At 59.2% G+C, this 17,438-nt stretch carries 27 protein-coding genes; 4 read left to right on the plus strand and 23 right to left on the minus strand.

Features of this window, described 5'->3' with window-relative positions; genetic code table 11:
* Window positions 1-170 precede the first annotated feature (170 nt).
* Both QMX97_RS02035 and QMX97_RS02040 read right to left on the minus strand, forming a co-directional pair.
* Window positions 171-1,757 carry an ABC-F family ATPase gene (locus QMX97_RS02035; protein WP_010210624.1) on the minus strand — a complete coding sequence of 529 codons (1,587 nt, stop codon included), beginning with the start codon at window positions 1,755-1,757 and terminating at the stop codon, window positions 171-173.
* A 20-nt stretch (window positions 1,758-1,777) separates the two neighbouring features.
* Window positions 1,778-2,971, minus strand: coding sequence for a tyrosine-type recombinase/integrase (locus QMX97_RS02040; protein WP_282395736.1), 1,194 nt, complete (start codon window positions 2,969-2,971; stop codon window positions 1,778-1,780).
* Window positions 2,972-3,413: 442 nt separating this feature from the next.
* Here QMX97_RS02040 and QMX97_RS02045 point away from each other — a divergent pair, with 442 nt between their 5' ends.
* Complete coding sequence (locus tag QMX97_RS02045; protein ID WP_282395737.1) at window positions 3,414-3,662, plus strand: hypothetical protein; 249 nt, start codon at window positions 3,414-3,416, stop codon at window positions 3,660-3,662.
* 35 nt (window positions 3,663-3,697) lie between these two features.
* Here the strand turns inward: QMX97_RS02045 and QMX97_RS02050 are convergent, their stop codons facing one another.
* The 4 genes from QMX97_RS02050 to QMX97_RS02065 form a co-directional block, all read right to left on the minus strand.
* The gene (locus QMX97_RS02050; RefSeq protein ID WP_282395738.1) at window positions 3,698-3,886 is read right to left on the minus strand and encodes a hypothetical protein; all 189 of its coding nucleotides are present in this window, start codon (window positions 3,884-3,886) and stop codon (window positions 3,698-3,700) included.
* Window positions 3,887-4,198: 312 nt separating this feature from the next.
* A complete protein-coding gene (locus tag QMX97_RS02055) occupies window positions 4,199-4,624 on the minus strand; it encodes a hypothetical protein (protein WP_348775360.1) in 426 nt (141 codons plus the stop codon).
* Between the two features lie 46 nt (window positions 4,625-4,670).
* The gene (locus QMX97_RS02060; protein WP_282395739.1) at window positions 4,671-5,066 is read right to left on the minus strand and encodes a hypothetical protein; all 396 of its coding nucleotides are present in this window, start codon (window positions 5,064-5,066) and stop codon (window positions 4,671-4,673) included.
* A gap of 10 nt (window positions 5,067-5,076) precedes the next feature.
* On the minus strand, window positions 5,077-5,661 hold the full coding sequence (locus tag QMX97_RS02065; RefSeq protein WP_282395740.1) for a hypothetical protein: 585 nt from the start codon (window positions 5,659-5,661) through the stop codon (window positions 5,077-5,079).
* A 72-nt stretch (window positions 5,662-5,733) separates the two neighbouring features.
* On the opposite strand from QMX97_RS02065, the gene QMX97_RS02070 reads away from it, so the two are divergent.
* Window positions 5,734-6,000, plus strand: a complete 267-nt coding sequence (locus tag QMX97_RS02070) for a hypothetical protein (protein ID WP_282395741.1) — start codon at window positions 5,734-5,736, stop codon at window positions 5,998-6,000.
* Here the strand turns inward: QMX97_RS02070 and QMX97_RS02075 are convergent, their stop codons facing one another.
* The 12 genes from QMX97_RS02075 to QMX97_RS02130 form a co-directional block, all read right to left on the minus strand.
* Window positions 6,001-7,191: an RNA-directed DNA polymerase gene (locus QMX97_RS02075; RefSeq protein WP_282395742.1), complete on the minus strand. Its 1,191-nt coding sequence runs from the start codon at window positions 7,189-7,191 to the stop codon at window positions 6,001-6,003.
* Window positions 7,192-7,402: 211 nt separating this feature from the next.
* On the minus strand, window positions 7,403-7,756 hold the full coding sequence (locus tag QMX97_RS02080; RefSeq protein WP_054917220.1) for a four helix bundle protein: 354 nt from the start codon (window positions 7,754-7,756) through the stop codon (window positions 7,403-7,405).
* Between the two features lie 57 nt (window positions 7,757-7,813).
* Window positions 7,814-8,407: a DUF1566 domain-containing protein gene (locus QMX97_RS02085; RefSeq protein ID WP_282395743.1), complete on the minus strand. Its 594-nt coding sequence runs from the start codon at window positions 8,405-8,407 to the stop codon at window positions 7,814-7,816.
* Between the two features lie 119 nt (window positions 8,408-8,526).
* Window positions 8,527-9,003: a hypothetical protein gene (locus QMX97_RS02090; RefSeq protein WP_282395744.1), complete on the minus strand. Its 477-nt coding sequence runs from the start codon at window positions 9,001-9,003 to the stop codon at window positions 8,527-8,529.
* Between the two features lie 57 nt (window positions 9,004-9,060).
* Entirely contained in the window at window positions 9,061-9,372 is a 312-nt protein-coding gene (locus QMX97_RS02095) for a hypothetical protein (protein WP_282395745.1), read from the minus strand.
* A gap of 81 nt (window positions 9,373-9,453) precedes the next feature.
* On the minus strand, window positions 9,454-9,915 hold the full coding sequence (locus QMX97_RS02100; protein ID WP_282395746.1) for a hypothetical protein: 462 nt from the start codon (window positions 9,913-9,915) through the stop codon (window positions 9,454-9,456).
* Window positions 9,912-10,154, minus strand: a complete 243-nt coding sequence (locus QMX97_RS02105) for a hypothetical protein (protein WP_282395747.1) — start codon at window positions 10,152-10,154, stop codon at window positions 9,912-9,914. The genes QMX97_RS02100 and QMX97_RS02105 overlap by 4 nt, the downstream gene beginning before the upstream one ends.
* Entirely contained in the window at window positions 10,151-11,779 is a 1,629-nt protein-coding gene (locus tag QMX97_RS02110; RefSeq protein WP_282395748.1) for a YqaJ viral recombinase family protein, read from the minus strand. Before QMX97_RS02110 ends, QMX97_RS02105 begins: the two co-directional genes overlap by 4 nt.
* Window positions 11,776-12,582, minus strand: a complete 807-nt coding sequence (gene bet, locus QMX97_RS02115; RefSeq protein ID WP_282395918.1) for a phage recombination protein Bet — start codon at window positions 12,580-12,582, stop codon at window positions 11,776-11,778. Before bet ends, QMX97_RS02110 begins: the two co-directional genes overlap by 4 nt.
* Before the next feature lie 168 nt (window positions 12,583-12,750).
* The gene (locus tag QMX97_RS02120) at window positions 12,751-12,945 is read right to left on the minus strand and encodes a hypothetical protein (protein WP_282395749.1); all 195 of its coding nucleotides are present in this window, start codon (window positions 12,943-12,945) and stop codon (window positions 12,751-12,753) included.
* Window positions 12,942-13,133, minus strand: coding sequence for a hypothetical protein (locus tag QMX97_RS02125; protein ID WP_282395750.1), 192 nt, complete (start codon window positions 13,131-13,133; stop codon window positions 12,942-12,944). The genes QMX97_RS02120 and QMX97_RS02125 overlap by 4 nt, the downstream gene beginning before the upstream one ends.
* Entirely contained in the window at window positions 13,130-13,567 is a 438-nt protein-coding gene (locus QMX97_RS02130; protein WP_282395752.1) for a hypothetical protein, read from the minus strand. The genes QMX97_RS02125 and QMX97_RS02130 overlap by 4 nt, the downstream gene beginning before the upstream one ends.
* Before the next feature lie 207 nt (window positions 13,568-13,774).
* On the opposite strand from QMX97_RS02130, the gene QMX97_RS02135 reads away from it, so the two are divergent.
* Complete coding sequence (locus QMX97_RS02135) at window positions 13,775-14,188, plus strand: hypothetical protein (RefSeq protein ID WP_242201477.1); 414 nt, start codon at window positions 13,775-13,777, stop codon at window positions 14,186-14,188.
* 7 nt (window positions 14,189-14,195) lie between these two features.
* Here QMX97_RS02135 and QMX97_RS02140 read toward each other — a convergent pair whose 3' ends face one another.
* Entirely contained in the window at window positions 14,196-14,579 is a 384-nt protein-coding gene (locus tag QMX97_RS02140; RefSeq protein WP_282395756.1) for a helix-turn-helix transcriptional regulator, read from the minus strand.
* A 681-nt stretch (window positions 14,580-15,260) separates the two neighbouring features.
* Entirely contained in the window at window positions 15,261-15,512 is a 252-nt protein-coding gene (locus QMX97_RS02145; protein WP_282395757.1) for a DUF1654 domain-containing protein, read from the minus strand.
* Window positions 15,513-15,818: 306 nt separating this feature from the next.
* On the opposite strand from QMX97_RS02145, the gene QMX97_RS02150 reads away from it, so the two are divergent.
* Window positions 15,819-16,076: a DUF1652 domain-containing protein gene (locus tag QMX97_RS02150; RefSeq protein ID WP_282395758.1), complete on the plus strand. Its 258-nt coding sequence runs from the start codon at window positions 15,819-15,821 to the stop codon at window positions 16,074-16,076.
* A gap of 106 nt (window positions 16,077-16,182) precedes the next feature.
* Here the strand turns inward: QMX97_RS02150 and QMX97_RS02155 are convergent, their stop codons facing one another.
* The 3 genes from QMX97_RS02155 to QMX97_RS02165 all read right to left on the minus strand — a co-directional run bounded on the left by QMX97_RS02155 (window position 16,183) and on the right by QMX97_RS02165 (window position 17,320).
* A complete protein-coding gene (locus QMX97_RS02155; protein ID WP_282395759.1) occupies window positions 16,183-16,395 on the minus strand; it encodes a helix-turn-helix transcriptional regulator in 213 nt (70 codons plus the stop codon).
* 309 nt (window positions 16,396-16,704) lie between these two features.
* A complete protein-coding gene (locus QMX97_RS02160; RefSeq protein ID WP_282395760.1) occupies window positions 16,705-16,953 on the minus strand; it encodes a hypothetical protein in 249 nt (82 codons plus the stop codon).
* Between the two features lie 112 nt (window positions 16,954-17,065).
* Window positions 17,066-17,320, minus strand: coding sequence for a hypothetical protein (locus tag QMX97_RS02165; protein WP_282395761.1), 255 nt, complete (start codon window positions 17,318-17,320; stop codon window positions 17,066-17,068).
* Between the last annotated feature and the right edge of the window lie 118 nt (window positions 17,321-17,438).

Below are 17,438 nucleotides of genomic sequence, written 5' to 3' on the forward strand. Positions count from 1 at the left end.
AAAAAGCACCGCGTTCTGCCAGACAGAGCGCGGTGTTTGAATTTAGGGCTGCTTCGCAGCCCAACGCAGGGCAAGCCTGCTCACCACAATAAGTCTGTCAGCGACAATAGGCCTGTCAGTTACAGCAGGCTTGCAAGTCACAGCAAGCCTGCTCACCACAACGACGCGATTTAGAACACCACGCCTTGGCTGCGCAGGTAGTCGTCGTAGGTGCCGCTGAAGTCGATCACGCCGGTGGCGCTCAACTCGATGATGCGGGTGGCCAGGGACGATACGAACTCGCGGTCGTGGCTGACGAAGATCAGCGTGCCCGGGTAGTTCTCCAGCGCCAGGTTCAGCGCTTCGATGGACTCCATGTCCAAGTGGTTGGTCGGTTCGTCCATGATCAGCACGTTCGGCTTTTGCAGGATCAGCTTGCCGAACAGCATGCGGCCTTGCTCACCACCGGAAATCACCTTGACCGACTTCTGGATCTCGTCGTTGGAGAACAGCATGCGACCCAAGGTGCCACGGATCATCTGTTCGCCTTGCGTCCACTGGCCCATCCAGTCGAACAGGGTGACGTCGTCTTCGAAGTCATGCGCGTGGTCCTGGGCGTAGTAGCCCAGTTCCGCGGCGTCGGTCCACTTGATGCTACCGGCATCCGGGGTCAGTTCGTTGACCAGGGTGCGCAGCAGGGTGGTTTTGCCGATACCGTTCGGGCCGATGATCGCCACGCGCTCGCCGGCTTCAACCTGGAAGCTGAAGTCCTTGAACAGCGGCTTGCCGTCGAAACCCTTGGCCATGCGCTCGACGATGACCGCCTGGCGGTGCAGTTTTTTGTTCTGCTCGAAACGGATGAACGGGCTCACGCGGCTCGACGGCTTGACCTCGGCCAGCTGGATCTTGTCGATCGCCTTGGCACGCGAGGTGGCCTGCTTGGCTTTCGAGGCGTTGGCCGAGAAGCGGCTGACGAACGATTGCAGTTCGGAGATCTGCGCTTTCTTCTTGGCGTTGTCCGACAGCAGCTGCTCGCGGGACTGGGTCGCCACGGTCATGTACTCGTCGTAGTTGCCCGGGAACAGGCGCAACTCGCCGTAGTCCAGGTCAGCCATGTGGGTGCACACGCTGTTCAGGAAGTGACGGTCGTGAGAGATGATGATCATCAGGCTGGAGCGCTGGGTCAGGATGTTTTCCAGCCAGCGTATGGTGTTGATGTCCAGGTGGTTGGTCGGTTCGTCGAGCAACAGCACTTCAGGATCGGAAAACAGCGCCTGGGCCAGCAGCACGCGCAGTTTCCAGCCGGGCGACACTTCGCTCATCGGGCCGAAATGCTGTTCCAGGGGAATGCCCAGGCCCAGCAGCAGTTCGCCGGCGCGGGATTCGGCGGTGTAGCCGTCCATCTCGGCGAACTCGGTTTCCAGCTCGGCGACGGCCATGCCGTCTTCTTCGCTCATTTCCGGCAGCGAGTAGATGCGGTCGCGCTCGGCCTTGACCTTCCACAGTTCCTCGTGGCCCATGATCACGGTGTCGAGTACGGTGAATTCTTCGTAAGCGAACTGGTCCTGGCGCAATTTACCCAGGCGAACATTCGGCTCCAGCATGACCTGGCCGCCCGACGGATCGAGGTCGCCACCGAGGATTTTCATGAAGGTCGACTTGCCGCAACCGTTGGCACCGATCAGACCATACCGGTTGCCGGCGCCGAACTTGACCGAAACGTTCTCGAAGAGCGGCTTGGCGCCGAACTGCATGGTGATGTTAGCTGTGGAGATCAATTACTTTACCTATCAATAGCTTAGGGTGCGCTTATTTGAACTGGGACCAATTTGGGACCAATCTGGAGCTTTTGCATTTCGCTCCAGTCCGAGCTTGAGTTGATCCAACGCGCATAAGTCGAGAGCAGCATCTGCACACTATGGCCGAGCTGCTGGGAGATGAAGGCGGGGTTCATGCCAGACATAATGCATATTGTCGCATAGGTGTGACGACAGTTGTATGGCGGGCGACGACGGATGTTTAGTGCTTTTAGGGTAGGAACCCATTGCTTGTGCAGGTCGGACGTTTGTCGGACGTAGGCTGCGTTCTTTGAGGGCGGGAAGATGTAAGGGGTTTCCAGCACCTTGCCTTTGCCCTTTTTCCGACGTTCTGCGTATTCCTTGGCGAAATCCAAGGCATGCAGGGCGCGGTCATTTAACAAAACAAAGCGGTCACCACCCGTTTTCGTGCGCTCCACCACTTCCCCCAGTGCGACACCACGACACACGTGGGCCGTCTTCTTCTGCTCGTCTACCTCATCCCAGCGCATCGCCAGGGCTTCGGAGAGACGCATTCCTGTAAAAAACACAAACTCAAAAAATGCCGCATAAATCGTGCTGGGCCAGTGATCGTGCTCGTACATCTTGGCGATGATCTGGTTTGCCTCGTCCAGGGTGAACGGGTCGATCTCCTTTTTGCTGCGCTTGGGCAGCTCCAGAATCGCCGCCGGATTTTTCTGGATCAGCTCTTCGGATACGGCTGAATTCAGGATGGTGGACAGCTTCGAGATTGCGTTGCGCTTAACGCCCGGCGACTTCCACTCGCTGGTGGCCATGACCCGGCGGAGCAGCGTGGTGGTGATCAGGTCGATCCGCACCAGGGCCAGGCCGGGCATCCAGTACCGGTTCAGTGCGCCCTTGTAGTTCGCCTTCGTTCCACCGACCACCTCACGACTGTCTAGCCAGAGTTGGGCATACTCGCCGAAGTTGATCTTCCCCCCAGCGACGTTACTGGAACTGGGGAAAAGCTCGGCGTACTTATCGTCGTCGAGCAGCCCCAGCTTAATCAGACCTTTTACTTGATCAACAACCTGTGAGGCAGACTTGATTCCTTTCTGTGTCGGGGGATAGGGGAGCGTTTCACTCCGCCGGCTGCCGTTCCACATAAAGCGGATGCGGATCGATCCGTGGTGGATGTCCATTCCTGCGGGCAAACCCATTGGCTTTCGAGCCATTCGTAGTATCTCCTGATGCTGTACATGACCCGGCTGCCTTGCTTGTTCCACACGCCGAGTGGGATTTGGTTTCGGGCTCGCTTGGAGCGTAAGGCGGCGAGGGTGGTGCCGAGGATTTCGGCCATTTGCGCCTCGGGGACCTTGTCGCCGGTGATCCCGTCGTTTAGCTGTTCTGCTGCTGGCATGGACGTGTCCTTGCCGCGCTGGGCGGCTATCGGAAATATTTGATAGTGATTGTCATTCGAGGGTATGTTTGCCGCGCTCACCCAGAAGGGAGGCTCTTTACCGGCCCATGGATGGCGAGGCTGATCCTTCTGGGTGAGCACCTCGGCCGCCGCTCACCGGCGGGCATTTAAGGGGGATGGGCTAGTGGCGTTTTGCCTAGATTTCGACTGCGTCGAGATTGGTGTACAAAAGAGTTCAAAACTGTTCGTGATGAGGCATGGACGTGTCACACAACTTCGATTCTCCGATAGCGCATGCTTACCGCGGTCACACGATGTTTCTCAAGTTCGACTGGCGACGCCCGAACGACGAAGCACCGGTTGCCGCGAAGATCATCGAGCCAGCGCCAATTGATGGTCTGGGCGAAGTCGCTGCCGAGTTGGAAGGGCCGTGGCCTGACTACCCGGCTGCAATTGATGAGGCGATGGCTGCAGCTGAGCGATGGGTCGACAGTCAGTTGCCCTGAAGTTCTGCGCCGGAAGGCATGTAGGGGGAATGTGGTTAGGGGTAGTTCATGCTGATGCGCGTTGCGATGGCGTCAAGCCTTTCGGCAATGCTCCACATCTGGTTGTTGTCGCTGCGTGACACGACAAGGGAGCGCTGAACATTCCGGCCCATGAGAATTGCGATAGCCAGTCGGATCATGGCCGCCTCGAACTTTCGCCGGATGAATCCGTCACGCAGGATCATTGCCTGGGCCCTCGATAGATGAAGACGTAGGCGAACCAGAGGGTGGCGATCATGGTTTTGCCTCCGCTCGCGATTTGTGCAGCTGCTGGATTCGGTAGTCTTCGGCGGTTCGGGAGCAGCCGCCACCCTGACAACCGTGCTCATGACAATCAGTCTTGTCGCAGATGGCGCGCATGCCGGTACCACCGCAGTAGGAGCAGCTGTCGCCGGTATGAGTCGGGCACGGATACACCTCGCCGGGCGCTCCATGCCGTTGAAGGCGAATCGGCAGCATCCCGGTGCCAGCGTCCGGTACGCTTCGCGGTGTGGCGATCATGGCGTCACCCGGCGCGCCCACTGCACATAGGGGCCATCATCCGTATCGAAGATCCCCATCAGGAACCACTCAGGGCCTGGCGATTCGGGATTCCAGGCGGTGCACGCAGCATCCTCGTCAGGAAGATCCTCGAGTTCGTCGCCAGAGTGCCAGCCTTTCAGTTCCAGTCCCTGTTCCTTAACCCAGGCAATGTAGGGCGCCGGGTCTTCGCCTTCGCCAAAGCTCGGAATGTTCGGGTGATACCACCAGCCGTCTGCATCGCGCTTCACCTCTACCGGCCCGAACGGCTTGCTGCCGCTGTGCGCCTCACACGGAGTTACGTAAACCACGTCGGAGTAGTGCCCGCCGCCAGAGCTGAATTCCATCTTGCAGCCGCACTTGGCGGGCGCGCTGTTGACGAACGTAATCTTTTGTTCAGGCATAACTTCGTCCTTGCCGCTATAGCGGCTGACTTTGAAGGGGGAGGGGTTACTTGCGGAGTGCTCGAACTGCGGCGTCGTATTTGAGCGGATCGACGTTTGGGTATTGCTGAACGATTTCCATCAGGCGCTCGCGCTCTGGATCAACAGGCAGCACCACCGATACCGGCGCGGGCTGCTCGGCTGGCTTGAGCGCGGCGATGATCAAGCGCAAACCTCGCCGGGCGCTGTCTGCCAGCTCAACGTCGTAAACGCTGACGGCAACATTCAGCGCCTTCAAGGCTAACTCAGCCTCCGGCACCAGGCTTCCCAGTGCATCCTCCCGCTCATCGGCTGCGGTCAGGCGCTGCTGCAAGGCATCACGCTCGCGGATCGCCTGAGCGTGCTTGCCACGCCAGTGCAGCACGGCGTCCAGTTCTTCCACCGTTTGAATTACCTTGCTCATGCTTAGAACCTCAATTGTCGGTGCCGGTGTAGGTGCGCCATGGCACCTTCACGCCGTTGACCAGAAAGCCCCAGTCACCACGCCACTTGCTGGTGATGAAGAGGGTGTAGACGCCGCCTGGTGATATCTGGTCGATGCGGTGGTACTCGCCGTGGTTGAGGCGGGCGGTGTCGCCGGCGCGTCGATCAATGTGTTCGGTTGCCTGGAAAGCTGCGTCGGGTGGCATTCCGTGCTCTGCCGCGCTCAACAACAACTGCTGAAGCGCCGGATCATCAGCCTGTAGCAGGCGCTGTTCCGTGTACCAGCCTCGCAGGATGACCGTGCGGGCGTTCCACGGGTGGTCATGCAGGTCCCGGTCTTCGTCGGGCCGCATGATGTGGTGGATGCGGAAAGACCACGGGCACCACCAAAGCGCCGGCTTGTGCGTTTCGCGGGAGTAGGGGTTGAACAGCCACCAGCGGCCCATGTACATCTCGGCGCCGTCGGCGGACATGATGTGCAGGTACGGGGTGCGCTGGGCGCGAGCGATGATCCAGGCGGCAACCGCTGGGCGCGCGAGCAGCTTGGCGACCAGGCGCCAGAACAAGTTGATCACGGGGAGTCCTTGCCGGGCCATGCCCGGGCGGTGGGGAGTGGTAGGATTCAAGTTTTAGGAATGGGCAATTCGATGAAGGACGTCGTTCTATACGCTTCACTGGTAACCGGTTTGATTTCCGCGGTCTTCTGGGCTATTTCGGCTCTTGCGACGGTTAAAGAAGGCCCCGAAACTCAAAATGAAATTGGTATGACAGATCATCGACAGATCATTGATGGCGCTGACGTCAAACTGACGATGCGGAAACAGGCAAAGTGGAACAGTCGAGCGGCCTTGGCAGCAGCTTTGACGGCTGTGCTGCAGGTGATTTACAACGTTCCTCTGGCAGCGATTTGTTGATCATCGCCAGTTGGCGTGATTCGTGGATATGAGGGGCTTCCTCCTGAATGCCTTGGTCATTGCGGCGTTGACACTGTTGCCGCGCTTCAGTACGACGCGGGCGAGTGCCGCCCGGTCTTTCTCACTGTGGCTGGCCTGGCTGAGCAGCCCGAAGTAACTGTTGGCGGTCTCGCGCAGATCCTCGGCTGGCGCGGCGGCGGTGCGCTTCAGCGCCTGGGCCAGGGATCTTTTGCGGGTGGTTCTCCGCCAGGGCTTGATGACGTGGCCGACGAAGTCTACGCCGCGATCCACGGGCTGCAGGATCGTCTTCTTGGGGTTCAGCTTGGCGCCGAGCCTGGGCAGGAATGCTTCGACTTCGGCCAGCCACTGGTTGAGCTGCTGCGGTGACTCATGCAAGAACACGAAATCATCGACGTACCTGATGTAGTGCTTGGCGCGCAGTTGGTGCTTTGCGAACTGGTCCAGGGCGTCGAGGTAAATGTTGGCGAAGAACTGCGAGGACAGGTTGCCGATCGGCAGGCCCAGGCGCGCAGGCTGTGCTACCAGGCGCTTATGTTGCGGTACCCGGTTGAACAGGTGCGCCGGGCTGCGGGTCTCGTAATCCTCGCGCGGGTCGTGCATGAGGGTCTGCGTGGCCAGTGCCCGCCACCAGGGTTCGGTGATCCTGGCCTCCAGCTGCTTGCGCAGCACCGCCTTATCGATGGCGACAAAGAAGTTGGCCAGGTCGCACTTGAGGTAGAAGATCGGCTTTGACCAGTTCTGCGAGGCGCTGCGGATCTTCGACTCAAGGCGCTTGGCTGCGTACAGCGTTCCGCGCCCTGGAATGCATGCGCAACTTTCCGCTATGAAGCTGGCGTAGAAGCGCGGTGCCACATGGTTGTACAGCAGGTGGTGGACGACGCGATCCCGAAATGCGGCTGCCCATACCTCGCGGGCTTTCGGTCGGGTGACCACGAAACATATGGATCGGCCTGGCCGGTAAGTGCCGGCAATCAGGTCGTCGTGCAGCTCCAGCAAGTTGATCTCCATGTCCTTCTCGAACAGCCGGGCACTCGCGGAATTCCGCTTGTTGCGTCGGCAGTCGTAGTAAGCCTGGACGAGATCCTCGAACTGGAAGGGAGCAACACTTAAATCTGCGGACAGGGCGCGCGAGCCGCTCGTTGTTCTTGTCGTTGTTGTTGAGCCAGCCATCTTCAAAGTCCATGTTGTAGGCGTTGTTGGCGGAGCGCTGCGACCTGTCGAGCTATCTACATCGCCAAACCGAAGGCAGTGCCGATCAGCTTGGAAACTGCGCGAGACCTACGTGGACGCTTTAGACCGGCGGTTTCTGTTGTGCGCATGGCGGTGACCAGAGGTCAGCGGCTCGACCAGATTTGGCGCACAGGCAAGAGGGCCTTGACCCTCAAGCAGCGGGCGCGGTTGCGGACTTCTTCCAGGCGTTTGCCTGCCGGCCTACAGAGGCCGTCATCTTCATTGCCTTGGCGTGCTGCCCCTTGCTGATCAACCCCCGGTTGGTAAGGGCGCGCAGTAAGTAGTTCAGCATCCAAATGCTTTCCAGCAGCAGGTTGATCTGGGGCAGCTTGTCCCGGGTCATATTGGCCCGGCCGATCAGCACCAGGACCTGCAGGCACTCGTCCCGAATCTTGGCCCCGACAACCTGTTTCAGGTCGCGCGGGATATTGCGCACCAGATCAAGCGAAAGCCCGAGCAACTCCTCGGCAACCTTGTGGATTTCCAAATCCGTATGCAGCGCCATCCCTGGCCTCCTGAAAAGCGATGGTGCTATCGCACCCACGAATGAAGAATTGAATGATCAAATAAACTTTCTGCGGACAGGGCGCGCGAGCCGCTCGTTGACCTTGCCGTAGTTGAAGAGCCAGCCACCTTCAAAGTCCATGTAGTAGGCGAGGTGGGCGGAGCGCTGCGTGCTCGTCCAGTGATATGACTGGGCGAACACCTCCGGCACGGTGATTTCGAGGAAGGTCGCCTCACGGCGAGCCATCAGGTAGAAGTCCTTGTGACCGTCGCGCTCGAAGGCTGCGCAGAACTGGGCGGCCGGGTGGTCGTGCTCCCGGTTGCTGCTGGCGAGGTAAGCGGTGTTGGCCTGTCCATCCCATGGGGATTTGGCGCCGCCGAGCTCCTCGCCGCAGCCGCCCCACTCATGGGATGCTTCAGCATCGGCGCCGGACGCCACTATCAGGTAATAGGGCTTTTCACCGCCCGGGAACAGGCCTCCGTTGATGCCGCCTTCGCCTGGCCAATATTCACCAATGGCCGGGGTGCCACTTGCCGCAATGGCTGGTGCCGCGGCGATGGCCAGGGTTGCCAGCTTCAGCACCACCCCTTCGTCCGGGCTGCTGATAGTCAGATCTCCACGGGTGTACGTGGTCAGTTCATTGGCACGCATGAGATGCTCCTGTGAGCGAGATAAGTTGCAGGTAGCCGGCGCTTCCCGACGAGCTTCTGGTCTGAGCGCCGTCCTGGCGCTCCCGGGAATCACCTGCGAAAAACGAATGAAGGAATGAATTACTGAATAGGGAGGCTGCGGACAGGGCGCGCGAGCCGCTCGACGTTCTTGCCGCCGTAGTCGAGCCAGCCATCTCCAAAGTCCATGAGGTAGGCGGTGTCGGCGGAGCGCTGCGAACTCAGCCAGTGATAGCGGTCCTCGCGAAGATCCACCAGGCCATCGGCCTTGGCCGCCATCAGCAACTGGCCTTCCAGGCAGGAAGGTATGAAGCCATCCAGTTCCAGGGCCTTCCTGGCGATCATGCTGCCAGCCTCGGCCATTGCCCGGGTGTTCGCTTCGCCGTCGCTGTAGCTGCCTGCACCCTTGATCTCGACGCCGTACTCGCCCCACGGTCCGCTGAGCTCGTCAGGCAGGAGGATCAGGGCGCGCTCGGCGCCGTTGAGCCAGTAACGGGTGACGAACACGCCGCCGGCCAGAGGTTGGCCGCGCTCGGGGAGTTCTGCGGCGAGTACTGTTTGCTGTGTTTGCTTGGTCATGGGGTTACTCCGGGTAAGCGCCGCCCTCCGGTTACCGGATGCAGCGAGTCGGGTGGGTTATACTTCTTCGGCGTCGAGCCGTGATGCTTGGCGCTGGCCGATGGCGTAGAGTTCTGCCGCCACGTTTTCGTTAACTTCGATTTTGTGGCGCGAACGAAGCGCTTCACGCGCACCGTCTCTGCCGAGTGAGTGAACATAGCGAAGGGAGCCGGCCATCACTGATGCCTGTTCGGTGTCTTCAGTCCAAGCCATGAGGTCGGCTAGCATCTGCTTCTCGCCAGCTCGCACTCGGTGCCGAAGCTCTTCCTCGCCAAGCTCCTTTCGTTTCGCCGCGCTCTTTGCAGATCGCGTCTTTTGATCCATGGCCATGGCCTACCTCTTCTATTCCGCTGGCCGGCAGTGCGAGCCAGGTTGGTCGGCGTCTCGCGCTGACCTGTTTATTGATTCGCTTCACGCTGCGACCTTCTGCAGATTCCAGGCGCCGACCGCTTCGAAGATCCGTGCGGCGTGCGCCTCTTCGAGCGACATCGCTTCCGGAATGGCAATCCAACCCGAAGCCACCATCTGGCTTTGATTGGCTGAGTCGCGCAGTTCCTTGTAGCAATGCTCAATCACGTCTTCCAGGTGGTCGGAGAGGTAGACGCCGTCGGGCGCCACCTCCACTGACTTGCTGTAGCGGTCGCCGCAGGCGTCGATGCAAAGCGCGCTTAGGTAGATCGTCCACCGGTGGGGTATGCCGCAGACGGCCTGGCCAATCTTCCCTGGGGCGATGTTCTTCAGCGACTTGTAATTGATCATGCCCTGGCGGCCGCTGGGGTCGATGTTGACCACGGCGACGTGATTGGCGGCGAGCAGCGACCGGCAGGACCGGTCAATGCGGGCTTTGAGGTTGTGGGGTTTGCGCTTGCTCATAAAGCCTCCGCGAGTTTGCGCAGCGCTTCACGCTCGGCCCGGGTGATGGGCGGCTTGCGGCGCTTGAGGATGGTTGTCGGGTCGATTAATTCCGAACGCTTCGCCGGGTCTGGATTCATCGGCGGACTATCGCCTATGGTGAGCTTGCCGCCGGCGGCCAGATGACGCCGGACCTGACTGGAAAGCTCCAGCGCTTTCTCGCGCCGAAACTCGATGTCTGATTTCAGGTTGCTGATCATGCTGCCGCCTTGGCCAGCGTCACCCCGGCCATGCTGAAGGTTGATCCCTGCTCGGCGACCATAGCGTCGAGCACTTCCCAGTTGACCAAGAGAACGGTGATCGGCGCCTGACCATATGCCACGGCTTTCACCAGGGCCTCGAAGTCAGTCACGTTGGCCTGCAGCGTTACCTGCTCGACGGTATGGCTCGCCACAGGCTTTGTGGTCTGTCCAACGGGTGCCGCTGCCTGGACCGGAGCAGTGCGGACAGGCTCTGGTGTTGCCACCTTCTCAACGACCGGCTCCGGCTTGACGGCCGCCAGGCGCTGGGCTTCCTGTTCTTCAGCAATGCGCTTCGCGTCGGCCTTTTCCTTCTCCGCCTTCTGGTGTTCGGAGATTCGGAATTTGATCAGCGTCACCAGGTCATCGTTGGCTTTGGTGACCAGCTGCTGCACGTCGCTGAACAGGAAGGCGTAATCAACGGCGAGCTCCGCCAGGCTGGTCAGGTTCAAGCGAATACTGTCCGCTGCCTGACTTGCATCTATCTTCGCCCGGGCCAGTTCGGTATCAACTGCATCCTGAAGGCTGGCGATAGTGCGCTTGCTCTTCATGGCGCCGGCGAAGTCCGAAACGACATGAGGCAGCGTGACTTTGCCAAGGGTCTTGTTGATTGCGGCGATGTGATCCGCCAGGGCGAGCTCGGCTTTTTGCTTGATGTTGGTCTTCACCAGCAGCTCTTGAGCCTTCACCAGCTTGTCGACTTTCAGTCGAGTCTCGCGAGCATGGGCACTGATGCGATCCAGCGACGAAAACAGCTCGTCGATGCTTTGGGTCTGCGAGAGAGCCTGTTTCTTGGCGACCGACACGGCCTCTTCGACATCACCGCACCACTTGACCGCCTTCTTCGCATCGGCGAAGTCCTGGTCGGTGGAGAGCGTGGTTTTCACCGAGTCGATGACGGCCAGAGCCGAATCTTCAAACACCTTCAGGTTGCTGGCGGTAACCATGCCGGTCAGCTCGATGCGCAGGGCTGGCAGCTCGTCAGGTGCCTTGCCGACGACGATTGAAGGCGCGTCGGCCATCTCGAAGTGGGCCAAGTCTGCCTCGAACTGTTTCCAGCCTTCGATCAACTGGGCCGCGCGCCCGGCGACGGGCCGGTACTCCATGTGCACGAAGTTCTCCGGCGTGCCGTCCGAGCAAACAAAGATGACCCGCTCAGCGCCGCTCACCAGCAGTTGCTGCTCAAGCTGCCAGTAATAGTGCGGAGCCAGGTCGCCGGCCCTCACCTGGGCCACGACCGACTCATTCCACAGTTTGTGCTCGAACAGTGTCTCGCCGAGCATCGTGGCGCCGTCCATGGAGGCGAGCAGGTTGCCCTCCGTGGCGACGATCGGATAAAGCTCTTCGCCGATCAGTGCTTCGGCCAACGGCCGGGCCATGGCTTCGGTTGCGTGGCCTTTGTCGAAGATAAACTGCTGAGAGGGCGTGACGTCCGGCGTGATGCCGGTCTTTTTGGCTGCCAGCAGGTCCGTGCGGGATTGGTATTTCGACGCGCCCATCATTGCCGGGGCTTCGGAGGCGGTGTGGTACTCGGCGCGAAGGGCAAGCCACTCGGCGGAGCCTTGAGCTACGTTGTGAATTTTCATGCTGCGTCTCCATCGATGGCTTTGAGGTTGGTGATTTTTTCAATCTGCGCCGGGCTCAGCGTGTACTTGCTGCTGATGGTCGCAATGAGGTGTTCAGGGCTGGTTCGGTTCGAGTCGATAAGTGGCTGCCACTTATCGATGTTCTCGGTCAGCAGTTCGTCGGAGTAGGCGGGCAGCCCTTCCGGTTCAGGCTGGGCTTGCTGTCGTGGGCTGACATCGCGCGCCGGCTCCTCGAATGCTTTGCCTTCCATCTCGTCGGCCGTTGGCGCTGATCCGACTTCAGGAAAAGCTTTGCGCAGGGCCTGGGCCTCGGCGCATTTGGCGAGCTGGGCAAATGCCCGGCGCTTCCACATGGCGTTGGGCGCCGCAGTGTCCTTGCTAGATGTCGCGTAGTTTTCAAGCCAGCGCTCGTTGGCCGTGTATTCGGCAACCAGGCCGTTGCTCATCTGCCGCTTGACCGTCACGCGGCACCATTCGGGATACGTGACTTCGACGCCGCTCAGCTTCGCCGTTACTGGAGGACCATATTCAGGCTCGCTGATTCCGGCGTACTGGCCGGTGCGTGCCGCTTGAATGCGGTACAGGCCGATGCCAGGCATCACCGTGTCCTGCATCTTTTTCGTCTTCGAGTTCCAGATCGGGACGATGTGCACCGGCTTCAGCATTGGGTCAAGGTGCGCCGCCTGGCAGTAAGCCAACACCATCACTACAGAGTTCTTTTCTGCGCCGGGATAGAGGCTGCTGCTCAGAACCTCAACTAGCGCGGCCTCCGACATCGCAGGCGTGCTGTCGTCCTGCTTCATTACTGCGGACATGAGGAATCCTTGCCGCGATGCTCGCAGCGATTGAAGGTGTTGGTTATTGAGTAATTCGGTCAGCGAGGGCGCTGAGCAACATCAGGAAGGTGAAGAGGGCGAGGGCCGGGAAAGAGCCGCGCCAGATCAGTAGGCGCCTGGTGCGCTGGCGGGTGGTCACGGCCGAACCCTCACCGCAATTCGACCGCCCTTCATGGTTGCCGCCAGGCGCTTCGGCAAGGTCGCCACGGCACGCTCACGCGGCTGGCCGATCACTTCATTGAAGGGAAGGCCAAAGCCCAGCATGATCAGCTTCGACTCAACATCGTCGAGCTGCTCGTCGATCAGCGATTTAACCGGTGCAGTGCTCATGCGGCCTCCTTGCGGTGCCTGGTGATTTTCAGCAGGCGCTGGCAGTAGTGGTTGAATTCTTCGACGGTGATTGCGTCGCCCGTGAGCATGTTGGTGATCATCCGCACGACGACGGATTGGGCGCCGGGCTCGCTGGCGGGATGCTGCAGTGCCTCCAGCGCCTCATCGATCAGGATGTGAGGGCTCATAGATCTGCATCCACGTCGTCTTCGCGCTCTTCCCGTTCCGCTGCTACCGCGTCTTCGGCGTAGGGCCGCAGCAGCGCTACAGCGATCTTCTCGACGGCTTCAATCGGGCGTTGCTGGCCCAGCAAGTCGGCAGCGTGGGCGCGGGCATCGCTCTGGCTGCCGAGCATTGCCGACAGCAGCAGGCGGGCAAACGAATCGCGCTGGTCCAGGCCGTCGATCTGGCGCTGGTTCAGGTGGCCCTGCAGGACCGTGCAGAACCGGTCGAACGTCACCACCTGCGGCTGGCCGTAGCGGCGCTTCCACTTAATGTCGACGCCGCACACCAGGCGCTCCGCCGAATGCTCAAGCCAGTCAGCCACCTCGTCGCTCTCGCTGACCTCTGGAGGCAACTCAGCGTCGAAACGCTCCTGGCAAATATTCAATGCTGCGTTCATGGTCGCCTCCAAGGTGGCGGGTTGTTCACCTGTATTCGTCAACACTCATGCCTCCCGCTGGTTGCCGATGGGCGCGGGGGAGGAGTGCTGACGTAATAGAGGTGGGGAAAGGTGCCGGTCTTTCACGGCTGCCGCGGCGCTGGCCGTTTAGCGAGTCGTACTGAAGGCTGGTAGCATCGACACTCCTTATCGGAGCAAGGAAATGCTATGCATCAGGTTGTTGAAAGGGCGTTAAACGTGATCGCAGCAGAGAGCAGCCAGCCCGAATACACTGAAGCGTTCAGCGCTGTCCGTGCAGTAGTGGTTGAGTTTGGGGAGGAGAATTTGGCTGATCGGCTTTTTGCCGATATCCCTGACTCGATATCGTTTCTGCAGGTCGCTAGGCTATTTGACTTTCTTGCTTGGCAGACGGATGACAACGGATCAGCGATGACTCGCGCAGCTGAGCGCTGGCTCGTCGAAGGTACAGATCTGCGCAAGGTTCAGATCGCTCTTAACCTCGAGGTATACCCGTTTCCGGACGAGAATGAGATGTACCGCGTGCTGTCTGATGTGGCTGAGTCCCTCCCTCAGATGGCTGATAGATGCCAGCAGCTAATCAGCTCTCGGCAAAATCGGTAGCACCTTCTCATACAGTCAATTCAGCGCACTCAGCCCGGCGTACCATCCGCACCTGAGCCATTCGCCGTTCCGGCGCCCGGCGATCACGACGCAGCGAGTCGTCACTGATCATCGAGTGCATGGCGATCAGCGCCGCCAGCACAAAGCACACCGGCGTGATGATCTGGCGTTTCACGGCCTCGGCCACCAAAGCAGTGCGCTTCGTCACGCCCAGCTTGAACATCGCATTGGTCAAACGCTTCTTGACGGTGCCTGCTTCAATGCCTGCTTCCCGTGCAATCTCTTTCGAGGTGAAGCCCTGGGCAATCCAAAGCAGGAACTGAAGCTCTCGCGGCGCCAGGCCACGTCCGAGGTGGCCTTTCCATGAACCGTTGATGATTGTTGCTTCCATCGTGGTAACCCTCGGTTGGTTTCCCATTAGGCCCTGTTGCCAAGGACTATCGGTGAAACCCCCGGCCTCGCTACTGGCGACAGGCCGGGGTTGTTGCGTCAGCAGTGCGTGTTGCTGGTGCCTATTCCCCGCTGCTGATTGCAGGTTTCGGTAGTCGTGTGCGGCGGCGGGCTTCCCTGGTCACTCCGGCTGGATCAGCAGCGTTACCGGCGTGGTCATCGGGTATTTACAACATGCGGCGTACAGCCCTGTGCCTGGTTAGTTTGTTCGGCACACCACATGAGGTCCGGCGCTCCTCATAGCCGAAGCTCAGAGCGCTAATTCTGATCAGTTGAATCTCCCTTCTACCGCTGGGATTTGCGGGGCGCGTTGCTTGCCAGGTCATTCGCACGGTTCGAGCGTTTCGCTCTCGATCAGCCGCACAGGGTTCTCCTGTCGTGGGCGGGCTATCTGACCCGTCTGATCGCCGGTCGCCGGTAGAGGCAATGCGGTCTGTTGGTATTTCTGTATTGCGCTGACTGTTAAAGAGCGGCGCAGCTCTCGCTGCTCGCCGGCGGTGCTCGTCGCTGGCTTGAGATGAATTTAAGCAAGCTGAAATTAAAGTGTCAAGCATGCTGAATAAATAAATTCAGAATGCTGAAATTCGCGGTCGATAAAAAGCCCGCTCATTGGCGGGCTCCTTTATGCGTCGCAGTATTCGCGCCAGCCGATCCGGACGGCACCGCCATCCAAATGCTCGATTTTTATGCCGGCGGTGTCGCCGATGTCTTGGATGACCCGGCGCCAGGCTTCAGGGCTTTCGTCGTCGCGCCTGGAAACCTCGACCAATTGAATCCGCTGTACCCGGGGAGAGGCGATCAAGCCTTGCAGGCGGCGGCCAACAAGTTCGTAGGAATTTCTCGGTTTGGATGTGGGGTAGGGTGCCTGGTTCATGCTTCGCTCCTTGCGATAACTGTATGCATACACAGTATTGATGCTGTCATGTATTGGCAAGAGGGCGCAAAAAGTTTCATGCACAAATGCATATTTTTGAAGGGGCGCGTTCTGGCACTCATAAAAAAGCCCGCGCAGGGCGGGCTTTGTAGGCCTCTACCGTCAGCAGGTAATCGCTGGACAGTGATGTATACGTCTCAAATTGAACAAACTTGAACGAAAAATCATGCGTAACGGACTATATTGGATAACCTGGTCCAGTGATGACTGGTAACCCATCAACAACAAATGCCTAAGGACTGCACAATGATTTCTTCCCTGGAATTGCGCCATATTATCGAGACGGCGTTCCTTCCGACTCGCTGCGTCTGCATCGTCGACTCTAGCAATTCGCTTGTCATCCAACTGATCAATCCTACGAGCCAAAAAGAAGAATTGACGGTAACGGGGATTGACCCGCGAAGCTTGGGATCCAGTCGGGAGATTGCGAGGTTTGTCGCGGAGGTCAAGGAAGAGATGCGAATGAGGGCTGAGCTGCCTGACAAGCTTTATCGGCGTGCCTGACCTCGGTTAAGGGGGGCGGGGTTTCAATCCGGCCTCCCTGCAAGCGGTCTGGAGCGGGGTGCCGCAGTTGCACAATAGTTCGAGTATTTGCATGGTGAGGCGAAGCCTACTGTGCGAACTTTCGCCCGCCAGTTAAAACGTAGAGCACGTCCACGCCGGCCTTGGCTATGTTGGCCAAGTAGATTGCATTTGGAACTCTGATACCTCGCTCGTAGACATTCTGTGCGTTTACCTTTACTCCGCCGAAGGCTGCAAGCTCTGACTGGGTGAGGCCAAGGCGCAAGCGCTCTTCTCTCAAGCGTTGTGTGATCTCTTTCATCGACTGTCCGTCAAGCGCCGGTCGTTCGGCTTTATGGGTGTGGTGTATGCGGCGAAATAATATCCCAATGAGGTATTAAGAAAAGAGCTTCAGTTAGAAAAAATACTTAGCAATCAGTTATACGCTCATTCAGATCGGGGAGGGTGACGGCAGAAGCCGAGTGCAGTGCAGGGCCACTTTCCACCAGGCAAAGAAAAGCCCGCATGTGCGGGCAAAAATGCCGAGCGCAGGTGTAATAAGTTGCCGGCACGGGGAGTGTAGACCAGGAGCTATGGAGTTCAAGGCGGGGGGAGAATGCGCCGGTGAGGCTTACTCAGAGAACAGCTTGCCGCGCTTGGTCAGAAGAACTGCTTCAGCAGAGGTCAGAAGAAAGCCAAGCGGATCGGAAATCACGCCGTAGCCGAACTCACCGGTGATCATTTCCAGCTGGAGGAGATCCCGAAGGCCCATCAGATTTTCGGTAGCGTCGCCGGTCAGCGAAAGCGAAGACCGACCGTCAACGTCCGAGAGCTGAGAGATCAGGCTCTGTAGAAGGACCGAGTTTTCGTGAATGAACATTGCGAATGCCTTGGGCCCAGGTGAGCCCGCTCATTCAGTTATACGCTCATTATAATCAGGGAGTGCAGAAAGCGCCTGCTGGCCAAGTAGATAGAGGAGTGAACTTCAGTATTCAGCGCGTGGCTCTGCGGCGGAATAACTGTCGAGACATAACCATCTCCTCGAGAATTTCCCTGACGAGCCTGTTGATGCCCGCTTCACCATGATATTGGCGGCGATCTATATTCACGGCCGTGAACTGGTCACCCTCCAACCCCGCCACGTCAATGGACAGGGTGTTGTCCGCACTCATCGAGCAGAAGACTGTGCAGTTCGGCAGGCGGCTTGCGAGAACGGTCTCGATCTCGGCTCGGCTAAGCGTGTCCATGCGTCCTCCGAGCTCGTGTCATGAAGTATCTAGCCTATACCCTTTGGAGAGGTTGTAAATGATGTCAAATTGACTGGTCTGCAGCGGGATGATGAGGGCAAAAACAAGAAGCCCGGCG

This window comes from Pseudomonas sp. PS01298, assembly GCF_029959745.1.
Lineage (GTDB): Bacteria > Pseudomonadota > Gammaproteobacteria > Pseudomonadales > Pseudomonadaceae > Aquipseudomonas > Aquipseudomonas aylmerensis.